Source organism: Pseudomonas sp. GW821-FHT09C10 (assembly GCF_059418085.1).
In genome coordinates, this window is sequence record NZ_JBWKPE010000010.1 from 139,916 (window position 1) to 157,440 (window position 17,525).

13 protein-coding genes are annotated in these 17,525 nt (G+C 61.1%); 9 read left to right on the plus strand and 4 right to left on the minus strand.

Annotated features, from left to right (window positions below):
- The first annotated feature begins 45 nt into the window (after nt 1-45).
- Both AC07OT_RS19615 and AC07OT_RS19620 read left to right on the plus strand, forming a co-directional pair.
- Entirely contained in the window at nt 46-900 is an 855-nt protein-coding gene (locus AC07OT_RS19615) for an AraC family transcriptional regulator (protein WP_495108831.1), read from the plus strand.
- Nucleotides 901-939: 39 nt separating this feature from the next.
- Nucleotides 940-1,539: a LysE family translocator gene (locus AC07OT_RS19620; protein WP_495108832.1), complete on the plus strand. Its 600-nt coding sequence runs from the start codon at nt 940-942 to the stop codon at nt 1,537-1,539.
- A 52-nt stretch (nt 1,540-1,591) separates the two neighbouring features.
- On the opposite strand, the gene AC07OT_RS19625 is transcribed toward AC07OT_RS19620, so the two are convergent.
- From AC07OT_RS19625 to AC07OT_RS19635, 3 genes are all read right to left on the minus strand, one after another.
- Nucleotides 1,592-3,865, minus strand: coding sequence for an autotransporter outer membrane beta-barrel domain-containing protein (locus AC07OT_RS19625; RefSeq protein WP_495108833.1), 2,274 nt, complete (start codon nt 3,863-3,865; stop codon nt 1,592-1,594).
- A gap of 214 nt (nt 3,866-4,079) precedes the next feature.
- Entirely contained in the window at nt 4,080-6,083 is a 2,004-nt protein-coding gene (locus AC07OT_RS19630) for a carbohydrate-binding protein (protein WP_495108834.1), read from the minus strand.
- 209 nt (nt 6,084-6,292) lie between these two features.
- On the minus strand, nt 6,293-8,272 hold the full coding sequence (locus AC07OT_RS19635) for a hypothetical protein (RefSeq protein ID WP_495108835.1): 1,980 nt from the start codon (nt 8,270-8,272) through the stop codon (nt 6,293-6,295).
- A gap of 235 nt (nt 8,273-8,507) precedes the next feature.
- On the opposite strand from AC07OT_RS19635, the gene AC07OT_RS19640 reads away from it, so the two are divergent.
- From AC07OT_RS19640 to AC07OT_RS19660, 5 genes are read left to right on the plus strand one after another with little or no spacing between them, the layout of a single operon-like run.
- Complete coding sequence (locus AC07OT_RS19640; RefSeq protein ID WP_495108836.1) at nt 8,508-9,527, plus strand: LacI family DNA-binding transcriptional regulator; 1,020 nt, start codon at nt 8,508-8,510, stop codon at nt 9,525-9,527.
- A 60-nt stretch (nt 9,528-9,587) separates the two neighbouring features.
- A complete protein-coding gene (locus AC07OT_RS19645; protein ID WP_065941251.1) occupies nt 9,588-10,370 on the plus strand; it encodes a sugar phosphate isomerase/epimerase family protein in 783 nt (260 codons plus the stop codon).
- Entirely contained in the window at nt 10,363-11,304 is a 942-nt protein-coding gene (locus tag AC07OT_RS19650) for a sugar kinase (protein ID WP_098479691.1), read from the plus strand. The genes AC07OT_RS19645 and AC07OT_RS19650 overlap by 8 nt, the downstream gene beginning before the upstream one ends.
- Before the next feature lie 45 nt (nt 11,305-11,349).
- A complete protein-coding gene (locus tag AC07OT_RS19655) occupies nt 11,350-12,648 on the plus strand; it encodes an MFS transporter (protein ID WP_495108837.1) in 1,299 nt (432 codons plus the stop codon).
- Entirely contained in the window at nt 12,645-13,622 is a 978-nt protein-coding gene (locus tag AC07OT_RS19660; RefSeq protein ID WP_495108838.1) for an NAD(P)-dependent oxidoreductase, read from the plus strand. Before AC07OT_RS19655 ends, AC07OT_RS19660 begins: the two co-directional genes overlap by 4 nt.
- 137 nt (nt 13,623-13,759) lie before the next feature.
- On the opposite strand, the gene AC07OT_RS19665 is transcribed toward AC07OT_RS19660, so the two are convergent.
- On the minus strand, nt 13,760-15,385 hold the full coding sequence (locus AC07OT_RS19665) for a methyl-accepting chemotaxis protein (protein WP_141157544.1): 1,626 nt from the start codon (nt 15,383-15,385) through the stop codon (nt 13,760-13,762).
- A 233-nt stretch (nt 15,386-15,618) separates the two neighbouring features.
- On the opposite strand from AC07OT_RS19665, the gene AC07OT_RS19670 reads away from it, so the two are divergent.
- Complete coding sequence (locus AC07OT_RS19670) at nt 15,619-17,046, plus strand: nucleobase:cation symporter-2 family protein (RefSeq protein WP_495108839.1); 1,428 nt, start codon at nt 15,619-15,621, stop codon at nt 17,044-17,046.
- Between the two features lie 13 nt (nt 17,047-17,059).
- Entirely contained in the window at nt 17,060-17,521 is a 462-nt protein-coding gene (locus tag AC07OT_RS19675; RefSeq protein WP_065927877.1) for an LEA/WHy family protein, read from the plus strand.
- Nucleotides 17,522-17,525 lie beyond the last annotated feature (4 nt).

Sequence of the window (17,525 nt, forward strand, 5' to 3'; positions counted from 1 at the left end):
GTGCCGGTGGGCGCTAATACCCTTACACATGCATGCTGGTGTTTTATGGCCGCGCACAATTGGATCGACTTGTCCCAGGACGCCGACACCGGCATCGAGACCCTGCGCGCGCATTTCGAGGGTCACGCCTACGACCCCCACTGGCATGACAGCTACCTGGTCGGCGTCACCGAACAAGGGGTGCAGCAATTCAACTGCCGCCGCACCCGGCACAATAGCGTGCCCGGCCAGGTGTTCCTGGTGGAGCCCGGTGAATTGCATGACGGCGACGCCCCCACCGCTGACGGCTTTACCTACCATATGCTGTACCTCGACCCGCAGTGGCTGGCGCGGGAAGTGAGTGCAGTGTTCGAAGAGGCGCCCCTCAACAGTCAACTGGGGTTTACCAGCACCTTGACCAGCGACCCGCGCCTGGCCCTGGCCACCAGCCGTGCGTTCCAGACCCTGCACAGCGGCGAACTGCGCATCGTGCGCCAGCGCGCCATGGACCAATTGCTGGAGTGCCTTACCGCCCAACTCCAATGGCGCACCCGCTACCGTGAAGACCCGCGCTTGCCGCGGGTGGCCTATAGGGCGCGGGACTATCTGCATGCCCACCTGCAGCAAGACGTGGGCATGGACGAACTGGCCTTGACGTGCGGCGTCGACCGCTTTCGCCTGACCCGCGCCTTCAAGAGCGCCTTCGGCCTGCCGCCCCACGCCTACCTGGTGCAACTGCGCCTGGCCCGCGCCCGGTATTTGCTGGCCAAGGGCGAACAACCGGCAGACGTGGCGATTGCCCTGGGCTTCGCCGACCAGAGCCACCTGGGCCGCTGGTTCATCCGCGCCTACGGCCTCACGCCCGCCGCGTACCGCAAGCGCTGCTCAAACCTTCCAGACACGCAAGGCGCCGGCTTGTAAAGATCGACTCCATCGATTGATTTACCGGAGTCCCCCGCCATGCTGTCCAACTTGCTGCCATTCATGCTGTTCGCCTTCGTCGCCTCCATCACACCCGGCCCGACTAACATCCTGGTGCTGAGCAACAGCGCCCGCTACGGTCTCAAGGCCGCCATGCCGATCATTCTAGGCGCCTGCTCCGGGGCGGCGGGACTCGTGCTGCTGGTGGGGTCAGGCGTTGGACAATCCCTGGTGCAATGGCCCGGCGTGCAAACGGCGATGCGGTGGGTTGGGGTCGCCTGGTTGAGCTGCCTGGCGTGGCAGATTTTCAGCGCACCGGCACAGGTGGTCGATGCGCAATCGACGCAAAAACGCCTGGGCTTGACCGGTGCCGCCAGCCTGCAACTGATCAACCCGAAAACCTGGATGATGGCCGTGGCGGTGGTCAGCGTGTTTGCCGGCAATGGCACCGAACGCCAGAGCCAGGTCCTCACGCTGTCCCTGGTATTTTTTCTGATATCGCTGCCTTGTCTCGGCGCCTGGGCTGTGCTGGGCGCGGGATCCAGCCGGGTCTTGCGCTCGGCGCAGGCCATGCAACGCGTCAACCGGTGCATGGCCTTGCTCTTGCTGGGGTCGACCTGGCTGGGCGCACTGATCTGAAGGCGAAAAAAAGGGGAAGCCGAAGCTTCCCCTGTTCAAGTGAGTGCGTGCCTTAGAAGTCGTAACGCAGGCCGAAGTTGACACCCCACGGCTGATCGATCTTCTTGCCTTTGCTGGTTTCAACGTCGGCATGCAGCTTGACGTTTTTCGATACAGACATCGCCACGCCAGCCGCCAGCTCGATCCGCGAGCCCGACAGATCATTGTTGAAGCTCTGATCGTTGACGAACACCTTGTTGCTTTGGTCGAACTCATGGGCGAGCGCGGTGCGCAGGTACGGCTGCAACACACTGCCGCTTTCCAGCTGAATGTTCTTGCCAGCCGTCACGCCCACCTTACCGACCACGGAGCTGGAGCGATCACCTTTGGCCTGCAGGCCGTTGGACAACTCGTAGCTCTGTGCCTGGGTGATGGTTGCCGACAACTGGCCGTAAGGCTCGACGAAGAAATCCTCATCCAGCTGGATATGGCGACCGAATTCCGCCGACACGCCCACCGCGTTTTGCGTGTAGTTGCCCTTGGCTTTCTTGCCGTCGCTCATGGTCACATTGACGTCGTTGTGCAAACGGTTGAGCTTGGCGACACCATCGAAATACAGACCGCTTTCATCATCCAGCCACGTGGCATAGGCGCCCAGGTAGTAGCTCTTGACCTCGCCTTTACTGCCGCGGTTCAGACTCAGGTCCGAGGTGCTGTGGCCGGCCATCACACCCGCCAGCCACTGGCCATCGCCGCTGGACAACGGCGCATCGGCGCCAATAGTGAAGCCCTTCTGGGTTTGCGCATACCCGGCACCGTTCTTGTTGGCGGCGACCTCATATTTGTTGCCGTAGCTGCGCATCCACAGGCCATTGTCCTTGCCATCGCTGAAACGCAATTCCCCCATCCGCGTACGCAGGAGGGACGACTCACCGTACAGAACGGTCGGCGCACTGTTGAACAAGGCCAGTACCGAATGGGCGCTGGTACTGGTGCCGCGACGCGTCGGGTCGAGCAGCCAGTCGGTGCCATCCTTCTGCAGGCCATAGGCGTAGGCGCCGATGTCCACGGTGTCGCCCACCAGGGAGAAGTGGGCATCGCCGCCTTCGGTGTGCACCACCTTGATCGGCTGGCCGCTGGCCAGTTCCGAACCGGTGGCGTCCAGCAACAGGCTATGGTTACCCTCAGCCTTGCCCTCCACGTTCAGGAAGTCGGTCTGGTGGGTGGAGAAGTCGGTGTGCATGACAAAGGTGCCATTGCCTTCCAGGCTCTTCACGTCCAACTGGTAGAACTCATCCGGCCCACCAAAGTGTACGGTGCCGCCGCCCATCTTCAAGGCGTCGACATTGCTGTCGCCCACCAGCATCCAGTTGGACGCGGTGTTCACGCTCAACTCGGCCACGTTCTTCAACTGGCCGGTCAGCCAGGAGCCATTGTTGAGCTGCACCTTCGCGCTGCTGCCGTCTTCGACCACGATGTCACCCACCAGGAGGCTGCGGTCAACGTTCATGTTGGCGGAGGAACCGCCGGTGACTTCCAGGATATTGCCGTTGCCACCGCTCAAGGTCGAACCGTTGAGGACATGGATGTCCGCGTCGGTCGCACCGTATGCATCGCCCTCCACCAACAGTGCCGCGCCATTGCGGCCCTCAACATGAGAGCCGTTCAATACCAGGCTGCTGTTGTTCAAGTCCGCACTTTCATAACTCAGGCGTACACCATTCTCGCCACCGGTAATGAAGCTGCCGACAGCGTTCGCAGCCCCGCCCAGCAATAACACGCCGATGCCATTTTCATCAGTAGCAATGACATCCGAGTCAAAGAAGTTGAGTTGGCTGAACGCAGTGGCCCGCGCACCTTCAGTGGAGCCGATGATCGTGCTGTCGAAAACAGTGGCTGTCGACCCCTCATCCGTGAGGAAGTTACGTGCAGCCACAAGGCCGACACCATTGTTATTGATGACCTGGCTGCCCCTGATGTGGGCGCTGCTGCCTTGCAGGTTGATGGCAAAGGCGGCAGAGCTGCGGGCCTCTACCGTGGCACCATCGAGGTTGATTTGCGCACCCTGGGTCGCGTAAATGTCCTGCGCCTTGGTACCGGCATTGAGGGTCAGCGTACCGGCAGACACTCGGGATTGACGCAGTTCGGCACCGTTGGATGTCAGGTGCGCATTCTCGCTGATGACCCAGTCATCAACACGCGCACCCGCCTCAATGGTGCGGTCCATGCCCGGATGTAATGTCGTGGTGGCATGGGTGAATGTGGCACCCAGCAACAGGAAGCCGACAGCAGGCGCCTGGAGCGCCAGCGCCAAAGGATGTTTTTTGAACTGTGCATCGATAGTCATTGCATGTATACCCGTGAAGAACCTTCCCGAAAGGGAACGAATTGACCGGCACCAAGCGAGATAGGCCCAGGTCATGACGGGGCGCAGATTAGTGAGGAGGAGGGAACGGGTATGTAGGATTTTTCTTTGATTGCCAGGTGAGTTGCCCGACGTTTCGGCAGGCAATAAAAAAGAGGAGCCAGGCTCCTCTTTTCCAGTACCACCACGCCAGCGCTCAGCTGGAACCTGGCCAAGGTGAACCATCACAGTAGACCGGACCTGGCCGCACGCCTCTCACCAACAGGATGGCTTCGGCGGAAACGACGGGGGACGGGACACCGATGACGGGTACGCTGTAGGTGATATGGACCGACCCCATATCCAACGCCGCCGCATTGATGGATTTCACGTAGGTCGCATAGGGCCTGACGGGGACCGTGAAGCCCACTCGAGTCTGCTCGAAGTTCAGCGGACCGAACGGAAACGGCCCGGTCGCACCCGGAATGGGAACCGCGCCATCATTGTCACTGCAGCCCGTCCAATTCACCGTGACAATCATCCCCTCCGCCAACTGTGAATGAGGGGGCACAAATACATGCACCTCACGGTTCGGCCCTTGCAATGTATTGCACACGATTTCTGCCGGCGCAACACCTGGAATCTCGGGCAAAGCCCCTGTGACCCTGGGTGCAGGGAACGCAATCACGTTGGCATTGGCGTTGATGTCCTGGTGCGGTGATGAAACCCGGTTGTGGGTAGCCGCGATCGCGATTTCATAGCGCAATGGGATTAGGTTATTGGAATGCTTAAGGATATATGGCCACGGTACGACCATATGGATCTCATCACCTGGCATGGCCGTCGACGGGTCCACCGGCCTGCGATCGACCTGTTCGTTCTGGTAGTACAGCACGATATCGAACGCTTGTGCCGAAGGCAGCGGAGCAGCACTCCACAGGCGAACCACGACGTCGGCATCCATCTGTGAGTCGCGCTCATCCAATTCGTTGGTCAGTCCGGAACCGCGCCCCGTCAGGATCGGCAGTGGCAGGTTGGGGTTGATCAACTCCGGCTCCCAAGGGTTGATCGGGCCGCCCACCTCCAGTTCGAGCTCGATATTGGTCGGCGTGGGTACCATATAAGTCACCCCCCCTCGCACCACCGCATATTCCACTCTCAAGTTGATGCTACCGGTACTCGTACCGTACAAGGCGACCAGCGTCGGAAAGTCCACGTGGAAGTTGTAAGGCAGTGGGGATCCACCCAGCGCGTAGGGCCCCACGTCCCGAGTGCCATGGGTGGTGGTGAGACGCACCAGAAGCTGGTCCAGCGTACGGTCAGCGTCGTAACTCGGAATAATCACAAACATACCGGCGGAGGTTGCGGTATCGCGACGATCAATCAGGCGGTCACCCACGCCCGTCAAGGAGACGGCATCCCTCACACCTGCCGGCTCGAGTACTGGCGCAGGCCGCAACGCCACAGTGATAGGCAGCTCGAACGAAGGATCGCTGATATTGCCGGCGACATCGAGCAAGCGGTACACCAACTTACGCGGGCCATCCGCCGCATCGGCCAGAGCCTGGGTGAAGCGCACCACCCTGTCAGGGAACACCGGCCCCTCAGCAATCACCGCCATTGAGTCGCCGTAGTACAGGCGCCATCTGTCACCTGGATCAGCCCCCTCTGCGGCATACGCCGGAATGCCGAAGGGCACGCCCGTGGGGTTTGCATCCAGAAGCGCCTGTGTGACGCTGCCTGTCCAGCCAGGCGGCAGGGTCAAACGGCGAGGCCCGTCGGGAATGCTGTCGTAGGGAGCGGTTCGATCAATGTGCAGTGGCGCTTCAAAGGAGCCTGAGTCATTCAGGGAGGCCTGGATTACCCTGTAGCTGAGAGTGTGGACGCCTTCAGTGAGGAATCGCCGCGGAATATTGACTGTATAAGTCAGCGGAATGGGCGCCGTGAAAAATATCGGTTCACTGCTGATGCGCCCAGTCTGGAAATCACCGATATCGTCCAAATGAACATCCAGGGTATCGGGCCTGACGGGGTTGGTCGAAGCGGGAGACCACACTGGAATATCCACTTCAAGAAAGTTTCTATCGGCGGCTTCTCTGGACACCAGACCCGGGTACTCGTCCGGGTCAACAAGCCCGTCAATCATCGGTGCAGGGAGCACAATGGGAACCGCTGCCGGCCCCACACCTGTTTCTTTCGACTTGGGAACTATTTTTTTCATGCGAGCTACTCTCTTTTGTATAAAAGATTACTCTGCGGAGCGTCCGACGACGCTCATAGAGCCACACAACACGTGCAACTTTTTATTCTTTACTCCACCCCTCACTTACTAAAAAAAGTTCAAGTAATGCCACAACCGAAGAGTGCCGACGGCTGGGTAATGGATACAGGTTCACTCAAATAATCCCGTTGATTTCACCTTCCCGGCAATCATCCATGACTGTCCGGATACTCGTCGTCCAGTGAATCACAAAAGCCGACGTCGCCCGGCTGGCAAATCCTTCCACTGCCGGAGATCCCGCGATCAATACGCACGAGCCCCGGGGCAGACTGGCCGATCAGCGCCCCGCGTCGAATCACAAAGAACTCGGCGGTTGCCGATGCATAGATACGCATCGGTTCAATCTTCGTGTCCCACGGCCACACCCTGACCGCTTGACCGTTCGCGACATAATTGACAGTCACGCTGAAGTCAGTGTCGGGAATGGGGTTTTCCCAGTTATTACTTGAATAGCCCTGCCAAAAAAACCGGATTTCATCCCCCGGTTGAAATCGGCTGTCATCGCGTATAAACCAATACACGCCGTGACAAATAGCAGGTCGAGACTCACAAGTAAGATAGTTACCACCGCCATGCAGGGTATGTTGTATCAATGGCGCATCGAACTTAATTAACGGTGCGGCATGAACATTGATGGGTGTAGCGTCTGACTGTTGTTTGTTCACTCCGTTACTGGTGGTGTAATACACCGGCAAGTCCGGGAAGTTACCACCTTCGACAATCACCCTGCCGGGCACATCCGTGAACTGCACCGGCTGATCGAACACATCCCCTGGCTGCACATCATAGTGAGCCACTGGCCCCGTACCGTTCCAATACAGCTCCAGCCGCTCTCCAGCCACCGGGTTCTGATAGAGACGAACCCACACCTCAGCGCCTGCAGTCGCATCACGAAAATCGAGTTCATTGTGCAATCCGGAGCCTTTGCCGAACACATCCACCAGCGCCAGCGTGGTATTGAGCAGCGCCGGCGCGTTAGGGTGGTCCTGTCCGGCAATAGTCAGGTCTACCCAGAAAAAACTCGGCGGCGACGGCATTGGCGGGCGCCCCGCACGATGAATCTCATACCTGACTTGCACCTCGGTGCGTGCCAGAGGGTCGGGGCCGCGCAGGATAGTCCAGGGTATCTCGACCGCAAATGGGAACCCGGTGATGGGTATTGCCGGCAGAACAGGGCGACCGTCCCAGACCATCACGACACTGTCGCCCGCTGCAAAATCATCGTATTCACGGGGAATCCGCACTGCGACAATCGCACGTGCATCATCACGCTTGATCAGAAAATCAAGATAGGCCGGCGGACGAATATCAGGCGCAGGCAAGTTGCTCGGATCAGCAATGAGGTTGACCGTAAAATCCAACGGCGCACTGAACGTCAACGTAAAGTTTCCGGCGCGATCATATAAGCGGTAGTGCAAATAGCCGATCCCGTTACGGAGGACGCGAAAGTGTTCGGCGGGAATCCTGAGAATCAGTGGGTCGGTGATCAGGGGGAATTCCGGCCTGCCGTTCTGGATAGGCGGAAACGGTGGGGTGGTGTTGCTCAGGTAATACCCGATGCTGTCACGACCTGCACGGCCGATGTAGGGCGGCACCTCGACTTCGATGAATGGATTGGCGGCCAGCACAGCTTCAGTGATTCCGGATGCTTCTATGGCTGGGTCAACAAAACGTGCCTTGTCGTCCGGATCCTGAAACCTCGGCGGGTTGTTATCCACCGTCAACGTCAACGGGAACGATGGCGTCGCGGTACCGCCCTCATCTGTCACCGTGTAAAAAGCTTCCACCACCGCATCGATTTCCCGCATGAAATCGACAGGGACATACAACGAGTACGGGAAAAGCGCCGGATCCAGCGGCCCGGTGAACGGCTGCGAGTCAGCTTCGACTTCCACACCGCGCACACGCCACCATAGCGTGAGGGTATGGGTCCTACCGACTGAAGGACCTGGCACCCACTGGGGAATACGGCACTCCAGGGGTTGCAATGAAACCGGCAGAGGAATCAGCCCTTCCGGGTCGGCGGGATCGACCCCCACCACCTCGTCGAAAGGCGGTAATACCCTGGCCTGCCCCCCCGGAGTAGAGAGTACTCTGGGTTGGGCGACTGCTTTGAGTGAGCTGGGCATTTTCTCTTCCCTCCTAAGAATCCTGGAGAGAATTAAGCGCTCAAACACCCGCAACGGATACTGTCAAAAGTAACAGGTACCCCTTGCCACTCGTCGGATTCGATCACGACGAAGGGCAAGACAATTGCCACGTGCTCTTGACGGGACAGCCTTGGATGGTGTCTGCTGAAACCGGTTTCAGGACCTGTCTCACGGTCGCTGGATCCCTTGACTCCAATAAAAAGGTCCAACCGTCGTGACTCCATTTTCCGCCGCCCAGCGCAGCCGCGTCACCATGCTCGACGTCGCCCAACACGCCGGCGTCTCCAAGGCCAGCGTGTCGCGCTTTATCGGCGAAGACCGCGCCCTGCTCTCCGATGCCATCGCCCTGCGCATCGAACAGGCCATCGAACAGCTCGGCTACCGCCCCAACCAGATGGCCCGCGGGTTGAAACGTGGCCGCACGCGCCTGATCGGCATGCTGGTGGCCGATATCCGCAACCCCTACTCCATTGCCGTGATGCACGGCGTCGAAACCGCCTGCCGCCGGCACGGCTACAGCCTGGTGGTGTGCAACACCGACCGCGATGACGAGCAGGAACGCCAGCATTTGGCGGCGCTGCGCTCGTACAACATCGAAGGGCTGATCGTGAACACCCTCGGCCATCACCTCGACCAATTGCTGGAACTGCAACGGGAAATGCCCCTGGTGCTGGTGGACCGCAAGGTCGAGCCGCTGCACAGCGACCTGGTGGGGCTGGATAACCCGGCGGCGGTGCGCATGGCAGTGGAACACCTGGAACAGCAGGGTTACCGCGATGTATTGCTGGTGAGCGAAGCCTGCGATGGCACCAGTTCACGGCAGGAACGCCTGGACAGCTTCAAGCACGAAATTGCCCGGCACCCGGCGCTGACCGGCGCGGTGCTGGCGCTCGATGACGGGCTGGAACAACGCCTGCAAACCTTTCTCGCCAAACCCGGCCCCAAGGCGGTGTTCTGTGCCAACGGCGTCGCCACACTGGCCTGCACCCGTGCGCTCAAGGCGCTGGACTGCAAGCTGTTCGACGACGTGGGGCTGATCGCCCTGGATGACCTGGACTGGTACCCGCTGGTGGGCAACGGCATCACCGCCCTCGCCCAACCCACCGAAGCGATTGGCGCCAGTGCGTTCGACTGCCTGCTCAAGCGCTTGCGCGGTGACACCGAACCGACCCGCACCCTGGACTTTTTGCCCCAGTTGATCATTCGAGGTTCGACCCAGCGTCCTTACACGTAGCAGAGTCGATTCAACCTTTATAACGTGAAAAAATGAAACCGGTTTCAGAGGTAAACAACAATGCACAAATACCCCGTTTCCATCAGCCTTTCCAGCTACGGCGCCGACCTGGTCCGCCAGCAAGGCCAATTGAGTTTTGTCGAATTGCTGGCCGCCGCCGGTGCCCGGCGCATCGAGTGGCGCGAAGAACTGCTGACCAGCGAGCAACCTGCACAACTGGCCCAGGCTGCCGCCGAGCAAGGCCTGGAGTGTGTGTTCTCATCGCCCCTGGAATTGTGGGTGGCCGGCCGCGCCCAGCCGAATGCCGACCTCAACGCAACCCTGGACCGTGCCCAGGCCTTTGGTGCGCGCTGGCTGAAAGTCTCCCTCGGTTATTTCACCGATACCAACGACCTGGAAAGCCTGCACGCCCTGCTCGCCCGCCATCCGGTCAAGCTCCTGGTGGAAAACGACCAGACCCTGCACGGCGGGCGCATCGAGCCGATGCAGCGCTTCTTCACCGAGGTTGAACGCCTGGGGCTGCCGGTAAAGATGACCTTCGATATCGGCAACTGGCAATGGCAGGACCAATCCGCCCTGACCGCCGCGCGCCTGCTCGGCCGGCACGTCGACTACCTGCACTGCAAGGCCGTGGCCCGTCGCGCGGACGGCAAGCTGGTGGCGCTGCCGCCCGGCGCCACCGACCTGCATCTGTGGGAACAACTGCTCACGCACATGACTCAAGGCATTACACGGGCGGTGGAATTCCCGTTGCAGGGCGATGACCTGGTCGACGTCACCGCGCAACAGGTGGCTGCCCTCGCTCTCCTTGGCCAACCCCGTGGGGAGAATGCCCATGTCTGAGATCGATATCCTCTCGTTTGGCGAAACCATGGCGATGTTTGTCGCCGAGCAGACCGGCGACCTGGCCCAGGTGGCACAGTTTCACAAACGCATTGCCGGCGCCGACAGCAATGTCGCCATCGGCCTGTCGCGCCTGGGCTTCAACGTCGCCTGGCTGAGCCGGGTAGGCAATGATTCCCTCGGGCGTTTTGTGGTCGACACGCTGAAAAAAGAAGGCCTGGATTGCCGGCACGTGGCGGTCGACCCGTTGCACCCCACCGGCTTTCAGCTCAAGTCCCGCGAAGAAGCCGGCGATGACCCGCAGGTGGAGTACTTCCGCAAGGGCTCGGCCGCCAGCCATCTGTCCATCGACGCCATCAGCCCGGCGCTGCTGCAAGCCCGCCATCTGCACGCCACGGGTATTCCGCCGGCGTTGTCCGAGGCCACCCGCGAGCTGTCCGTAGAGCTGATGACGCAGATGCGCAAAGCCGGTGGCAGCGTGTCGTTCGACCCAAACCTGCGTCCGTCGCTGTGGACCAGCCAGGAGCAGATGATCCGCGAAATCAACGCCCTCGCCGGCCTCGCCGACTGGGTCCTGCCGGGCCTGGGCGAAGGCCGTTTGCTCACCGGTTTCGACGACCCGGCGGATATTGCCGCCTTCTACCTCGACCAGGGCGCCGAAGCCGTGGCGATCAAGCTCGGCCCGGACGGCGCCTACTTCCGCACCCAGCTGGACCAGGGCTTTGTCGCCGCCGTGCGCGTGGACAAAGTGGTGGACACCGTGGGCGCCGGCGATGGCTTTGCCGTGGGCATGATCAGCGCCCTGCTGGAAAACCTCAGCTTCCCCGAGGCGGTACAACGCGGCAACTGGATCGGCAGCCGCGCCGTGCAAAGCCGCGGCGATATGGAAGGCTTGCCCACCCGCTCTGAATTACCCACCCGATCCGTCGCTTGACCCACACCCTGTTGCCACAACTACAACAAGCTCAGGAGCAACCTTATGGACACCGTGAAACTCGCCACCCGCCGTTGGTGGTACATCATGCCCATCGTCTTTATCACCTACAGCCTGGCGTACCTGGACCGCGCCAACTATGGCTTTGCCGCCGCCTCCGGGATGGCCGAGGACCTGATGATCACCCCCGGCATGTCGTCATTGCTGGGTGCACTGTTTTTCCTTGGCTACTTCTTCTTCCAGGTGCCGGGTGCGATCTACGCGCAAAAGCGCAGCGTCAAGAAGCTGATTTTCGTCAGCCTGATCCTCTGGGGCGGCCTGGCCACCCTGACCGGCGTGGTGTCCAACGCCTACATGCTGATCGTCATTCGCTTCATGCTCGGCGTGGTCGAGGCTGCCGTGATGCCGGCCATGCTGGTGTACCTGTGCCACTGGTTCACCCGTGCCGAGCGCTCGCGGGCCAATACCTTCCTGATCCTCGGCAACCCGGTGACCATGCTGTGGATGTCGGTGGTGTCCGGCTACCTGGTGCAGCATTTCAGCTGGCGCTGGATGTTTATCATCGAAGGCCTGCCGGCGGTGCTGTGGGCATTTATCTGGTGGAAGCTGGCGGATGAAAAACCCGCAGACGCCAAGTGGCTGAGCGAGCAGCACAAAAAAGACCTCGAAAGCGCGCTGGCCGCCGAACAGGTCGGCATCAAGGCGGTGAAAAATTACGCCGAAGCGTTCCGCTCGCCCAAGGTGATCATCCTGGCGCTGCAGTTTTTCTGCTGGAGCATCGGCGTGTACGGCTTCGTATTGTGGCTGCCGTCGATCCTCAAGAAAGGCCTGCAGATGGACATGGTCGAAGCCGGCTGGCTCTCGGCCCTGCCCTATCTCGCCGCCGTGATCGCCATGCTGGTGGTGTCCTGGGGCTCGGACAAACTGCAAAAGCGCAAGCGCTTCGTGTGGCCGCCGCTGCTGATTGCCTCCATCGCCTTCTACGCGTCCTACGCGTTGGGCGCCGAACACTTCTGGTGGTCCTACACCCTGTTGGTGATTGCCGGGGCCTGCATGTACGCGCCTTACGGGCCATTTTTTGCCATCGTCCCGGAGATCCTGCCTGCCAACGTGGCCGGTGGCGCCATGGCGCTGATCAACAGCATGGGCGCCCTCGGCTCGTTCGGCGGCTCCTACCTGGTGGGCTACCTCAATAGCAGCACCGGCTCGCCCGGCGCCTCGTACCTGCTGATGAGCGGCGCGCTGATGCTGTCGGTGGTGCTGACGTTTTTCCTCAAGCCCGGCGCCAGTGACCGTGAACGCGCGCCCATCTCGACCCTCGAATTGAAGGTAAAAACCCCATGAAAAAGTCTGTGGTTCTGTACAAGAAGCTCTCCGCACCGTTGATGGCGCGCCTGCATGAACAGTGCGACGTCACCCTGATCGACGCACTGGACGAGACCGGCCTGGCCAAGCTGCGCGATGCACTGCCTACCGCCCACGGCCTGCTGGGTGCCAGCCTGCGCCTGGATGCCGGGTTGCTCGACCTCGCACCGCAACTGGAAGCCGTGGCCAGCGTGTCCGTGGGGGTCGACAACTACGCTATCGACTACCTGACCCAACGCGGCATCCTGCTCAGCAACACCCCGGACGTGCTCACCGAAACCACCGCCGACACCGGCTTCGCGCTGATCCTGGCCACTGCCCGGCGTGTGGTGGAGCTGGCCGACATGGTGCGCGCCGGTCAGTGGAGCAAGAATATCGGCCCGTCACACTTCGGCAGCGATGTGCATGGCAAGACCCTGGGCATCATCGGCATGGGCCGCATTGGCGAAGCCTTGGCCCAGCGCGGGCATTTCGGTTTTGGCATGCCGGTGATCTACCACAGCCATTCGCCCAAGCCGGCGGTGGAACAGCGCTTTGGCGCGCAGTACCGCAGCCTCGACGACTTGCTGCAACAGGCCGATTTTGTCTGCCTGACCTTGCCGCTCACGGCTGAAACCGAAAAGCTGATCGGCGCCGAGCAGTTTGCTCTGATGGGTCCGGAGACGATCTTTATCAATATCTCGCGGGGCAAGGTGGTGGACGAGGCGGCGTTGGTCGAGGCCTTGCAGCAACGTACGATTCGGGCGGCGGGGTTGGATGTGTTCGAAAAGGAACCGCTTGATCACGGCTCACCGTTGCTGCGTCTGAACAACGTGGTGGCGACGCCGCATATCGGCTCGGCGACCCATGAGACGCGGGAGGCGATGGCCAAGTGTGCGGTGGACAATCTGTTGCAGGCGTTGGCGGGTGAAAAACCCAAGAATCTGGTGAACCCAGGGGCCTGGAAGCAATAGCTTCTGACATCACACAGAACACATGTGGGAGGGGGCTTGCCCCCGATAGCGGTGGATCAGTTATAGATAAGTTGACTGTCACTCCGCCATCGGGGGGCAAGCCCCCTCCCATATTTGATTGCATTGCAAAAAGTGGGTCAGATAACGAACCTCGCCACCATCCCATTCAAATCCACCGCCAGACGCGACAGCTCGTGGCTGGCCGCGCTGGTCTGGTTGGCCCCCGCCGCCGACTGGGTCGCCAGGTCGCGGATGTTGACCAGGTTGCGGTCCACTTCGCGGGAGACCTGGGCCTGTTCTTCCGACGCGCTGGCGATCACCAGGTTGCGTTCGTTGATCAGGCTGATGGACTGGGTGATCTGCTCCAGGGCCACGCCGGCGGCGCGGGCCATTTCCAGGGTGTCCTGGGTGCGCTGGTTGCTCTGTTGCATCGACTGCACCGCTTCCCCGGTACCGTTCTGGATGCCGGCGACCATCTTCTCGATTTCCTGGGTCGACTGCGCCGTGCGATGGGCCAGCGCCCGCACCTCATCGGCTACCACCGCAAAGCCGCGTCCGGCTTCACCGGCGCGGGCCGCTTCGATGGCGGCGTTGAGCGCCAGCAGGTTGGTCTGTTCGGCAATCGCGCGGATCACGTCCAGCACCTTGCCGATGTCACGGCCCTGGGTGGCCAGGCCTTCGATCATCGCGGCAGTGTTTTGGACGTCCTGGGTCATGGTCTGGATCGCGCCGACGGTTTCCATCACCCGGTCGCGACCCGACCGCGCGGCCTGGTTGGACTGGTTGGAGGCCTCGGAGGTGGACACCGCATTGCGCGCCACTTCTTCCACCGCCGCGGTCATCTCGTTGACCGCCGTGGCGGCCTGGTCGATTTCATTGTTCTGTTGCTGCAGGCCCCGGGACGCTTCCTCGGTCACGGCGCTCAACTCTGTCGCCGCCGAAGCCAACTGCGTGGCCGAACCGGCAATGTGCTGGATAGTCTGGCGCAGGTTGGTTTGCATGGTCGACAGGGCGTTGATCAGGCGCGCGGGTTCATCGTTGCCATTATCTTCAACGACGCTGGTCAGGTTGCCACCGGCGATGGTTTCAGCCACCTGAACGGCTTTGCGCAACGGCGTGACAATGCTGCGGGTCAGCAGCCAGGCCAGCAGCACCGTGAGCAGTGCAGCGCTGACCGAAACCACGATAATCCCGGTGATGGCACTGGTGTAACTGTGCCCTGCTGCGTCGCTGGCTTGCTTGGCGTTGGCGGCATTGATCGCAATCAGCTTGTTCAACTGCTCGCCCATCTGATCGGTGCCTTCCTTGATCCGGGTATTGATCAGGGTGCGCATCTGCTCGACGTCGCCTTGCTTGGACAGCGCCAGCATGTCCGCCTGGGCCTTGAAGTAGTTATCCAGGGTGCTGACAAACGTCTTGTACAACGCCGCTTCTTCCGTACCGGCGGGTAATGCCGCGTAGCCGGCCTGGGCCGTCTTGACCTTGTCGACCAACACGCCAATGCGGGTTTCGGCTTCCTGCAGGCCGGCCGGCTCGCGGTTGACCAGCACCCGAAATGACAGGATACGCATGCGCAGGACGTTCTCCGTCATCTGGCCCAGGTACGTCACGCTGGGCAGCTGGTTGCTGCTCATGTCCACCGAGGCCTGGCGGATCAACGTCATGCGGTTGGCCGCAAACCCGCCCAACACCACCACTAACAGGGCGATGAAGGCGAAACCGAGGGAAGCGCGAGGGGCGATATTCAGGTGACGGAGCGACATAAGGGCGATCTCGATATGGAGTGGCGGCGCGCGTCCATGCCACGAAACGATCAGCCAGCGTCAACGCACTGCCTGACACCGGCCATCACTGTTGTTTTTGATAGATGGGCCTATAAGCAGTATCGGCAGGAATCAGGGTTTTATGCAGGGTCTTTATAAATATTTTTTTACACTTCTGACGCTGGGCCGTTTCTGGCATCCTGCGCCTCCATTTTCTGACCCGAGCCCTCATTTTGTCTGACGCTCAAGCCCCCCGCCCCCGCTATAAATCCGACCTGATCTACGGCCTGGAGGACCGCCCGCATTTCAGTGCGGCGATATTTGCCGCGCTGCAGCACGTGCTGGCCAGTTTTGTCGGCATCATCACCCCCACCCTGATCGTCGGGGGTGTGCTCGGGCTGGAAAGCGAAGTGCCCTACCTGGTGAGCATGGCGCTGTTTGTGTCGGGGCTCGGCACCTTTGTGCAGGCGCGCACGTTCGGCCCTATCGGCTCAGGGCTGCTGTGCCTGCAAGGCACCAGTTTCTCGTTTATCAGCGTGATTCTCAGCGCAGGGTTCATGGTCAAGGCCCGGGGCGGCGGCACCGATGAGATCCTCTCGACGATCTTTGGCATTTGCTTTTTCGCGGCGTTTATCGAAGTGGTGCTCAGCCAGTTCATCGGCAAGTTGCGCAAACTGATCACCCCGGTGGTGACCGGCACCATCATTACCCTGATGGGCCTGTCGCTGATCAAGGTGGCCGTTACCGACATGGCCGGCGGCTTTGGCGCCAGCGACCTGGGCGCGGCGAGCAACATGGGCCTGGCGGCCCTGGTGCTGCTGACCATCGTGGTGCTCAACCGCTTCAATAACCCGTTCCTGCGCCTGGGTTCGATCGTGATCGGCCTGGCCCTGGGCTTTGTGGTGGCCTGGTACCTGGGCCGCGTCGATATGGCGGCATTGCCCCAGGTGCCGCTGATCAGCGTGCCGGTGCCGTTCAAGTACGGTTTCTCGTTCGACTGGGTGGCGTTTATCCCGGTGGCGGTGATCTTCCTGATTTCGCCCCTGGAAGCGGCCGGTGACCTGACGGCCAACTCGATGATTTCCCAACAGCCGGTCAAGGGCCCGCTGTACATCAAGCGCATCAAGTCGGGCCTGCTGGCCGACGGCCTCAACTCGGCAATGGCCGCGACGTTCAACAGTCTGCCGATGGTGACGTTCGCCCAGAACAACGGCGTGATCCAGTTGACCGGCGTGGCCAGCCGCTACGTGGCGTACTTCATCGCCGGCCTGCTGGTGCTGCTGGGGCTGTTCCCGATGATCGGCGCGGTGCTGCAACTGATGCCCAAGCCGGTGCTGGGCGGCGCGACCCTGATCATGTTCGGCACCGTCGCCGTGGCCGGCATCAAGATCCTCGCCGAAGCCGGGCTGCATCGCCGTAATGTGCTGATCGTGGCGATCTCCCTCGGCATGGGCCTGGGCGTGGCCGCCGTACCGGAAGTGTTACGCGAGTTGCCCAAGGCGCTGCACAACATCTTCGAGTCGCCGATCACCGTGGGCGCGTTCTGTGCAATCCTGCTGAACATTTTCCTGCCGGAAGCGTTCATAGAGCTGGAAGAAGATGAATTTGATCCGGAGTCCTCTACCCTCAAAGTGATGCAGGACCCGGACGTCACGAAATAGGAGCACCCTTTGCATGCGCAAGCTCATGGTTCTATCGCTGCTACTGCTGAGCCTGAGCGCCTGTGCGCTGTTCCCCAACCGCGACCCGGTGAATATCAATGTGGTGGGCATCGAGCCGCTGCAAAGCCAGGACCTGGAAGTGCGCTTCGCCGTGAAACTGCGGGTGCAGAACCCCAATGAAACGGCGATCGACTACAACGGCGTGGCCCTCGACCTGGAGGTCAACGGTCGGCCGCTGGCGTCGGGGGTGAGTGACCAGCGCGGCAGCATCCCGCGTTTTTCCGAGACCGTGCTGATGGTGCCGGTGAGTGTTTCGGCGTTTTCCGTACTGCGCCAGACCTTGGGCCTGAGCCAGACCCAGAGCTTGAACAACCTGCCCTACGTGCTGCGGGGCAAACTGGCGGGCGGGCTGTTCGGCACGATGCGCTTTGTGGACCGTGGCACGCTGGACTTGCCGAATACCGCGACCTGGTAATGAC

Coding starts and splice junctions, on each gene's coding strand:
- AC07OT_RS19660 (WP_495108838.1), top strand. CDS start 12,645: ATGAAAAAGTCTGTGGTTCTGTACAAGAAGCTCTCCGCACCGTTGATG.
- AC07OT_RS19620 (WP_495108832.1), top strand. CDS start 940: ATGCTGTCCAACTTGCTGCCATTCATGCTGTTCGCCTTCGTCGCCTCC.
- AC07OT_RS19650 (WP_098479691.1), top strand. CDS start 10,363: ATGTCTGAGATCGATATCCTCTCGTTTGGCGAAACCATGGCGATGTTT.
- AC07OT_RS19665 (WP_141157544.1), bottom strand. CDS start 15,385: ATGTCGCTCCGTCACCTGAATATCGCCCCTCGCGCTTCCCTCGGTTTC.
- AC07OT_RS19675 (WP_065927877.1), top strand. CDS start 17,060: ATGCGCAAGCTCATGGTTCTATCGCTGCTACTGCTGAGCCTGAGCGCC.
- AC07OT_RS19635 (WP_495108835.1), bottom strand. CDS start 8,272: ATGCCCAGCTCACTCAAAGCAGTCGCCCAACCCAGAGTACTCTCTACT.
- AC07OT_RS19630 (WP_495108834.1), bottom strand. CDS start 6,083: ATGAAAAAAATAGTTCCCAAGTCGAAAGAAACAGGTGTGGGGCCGGCA.
- AC07OT_RS19645 (WP_065941251.1), top strand. CDS start 9,588: ATGCACAAATACCCCGTTTCCATCAGCCTTTCCAGCTACGGCGCCGAC.
- AC07OT_RS19655 (WP_495108837.1), top strand. CDS start 11,350: ATGGACACCGTGAAACTCGCCACCCGCCGTTGGTGGTACATCATGCCC.
- AC07OT_RS19615 (WP_495108831.1), top strand. CDS start 46: ATGGCCGCGCACAATTGGATCGACTTGTCCCAGGACGCCGACACCGGC.
- AC07OT_RS19625 (WP_495108833.1), bottom strand. CDS start 3,865: ATGACTATCGATGCACAGTTCAAAAAACATCCTTTGGCGCTGGCGCTC.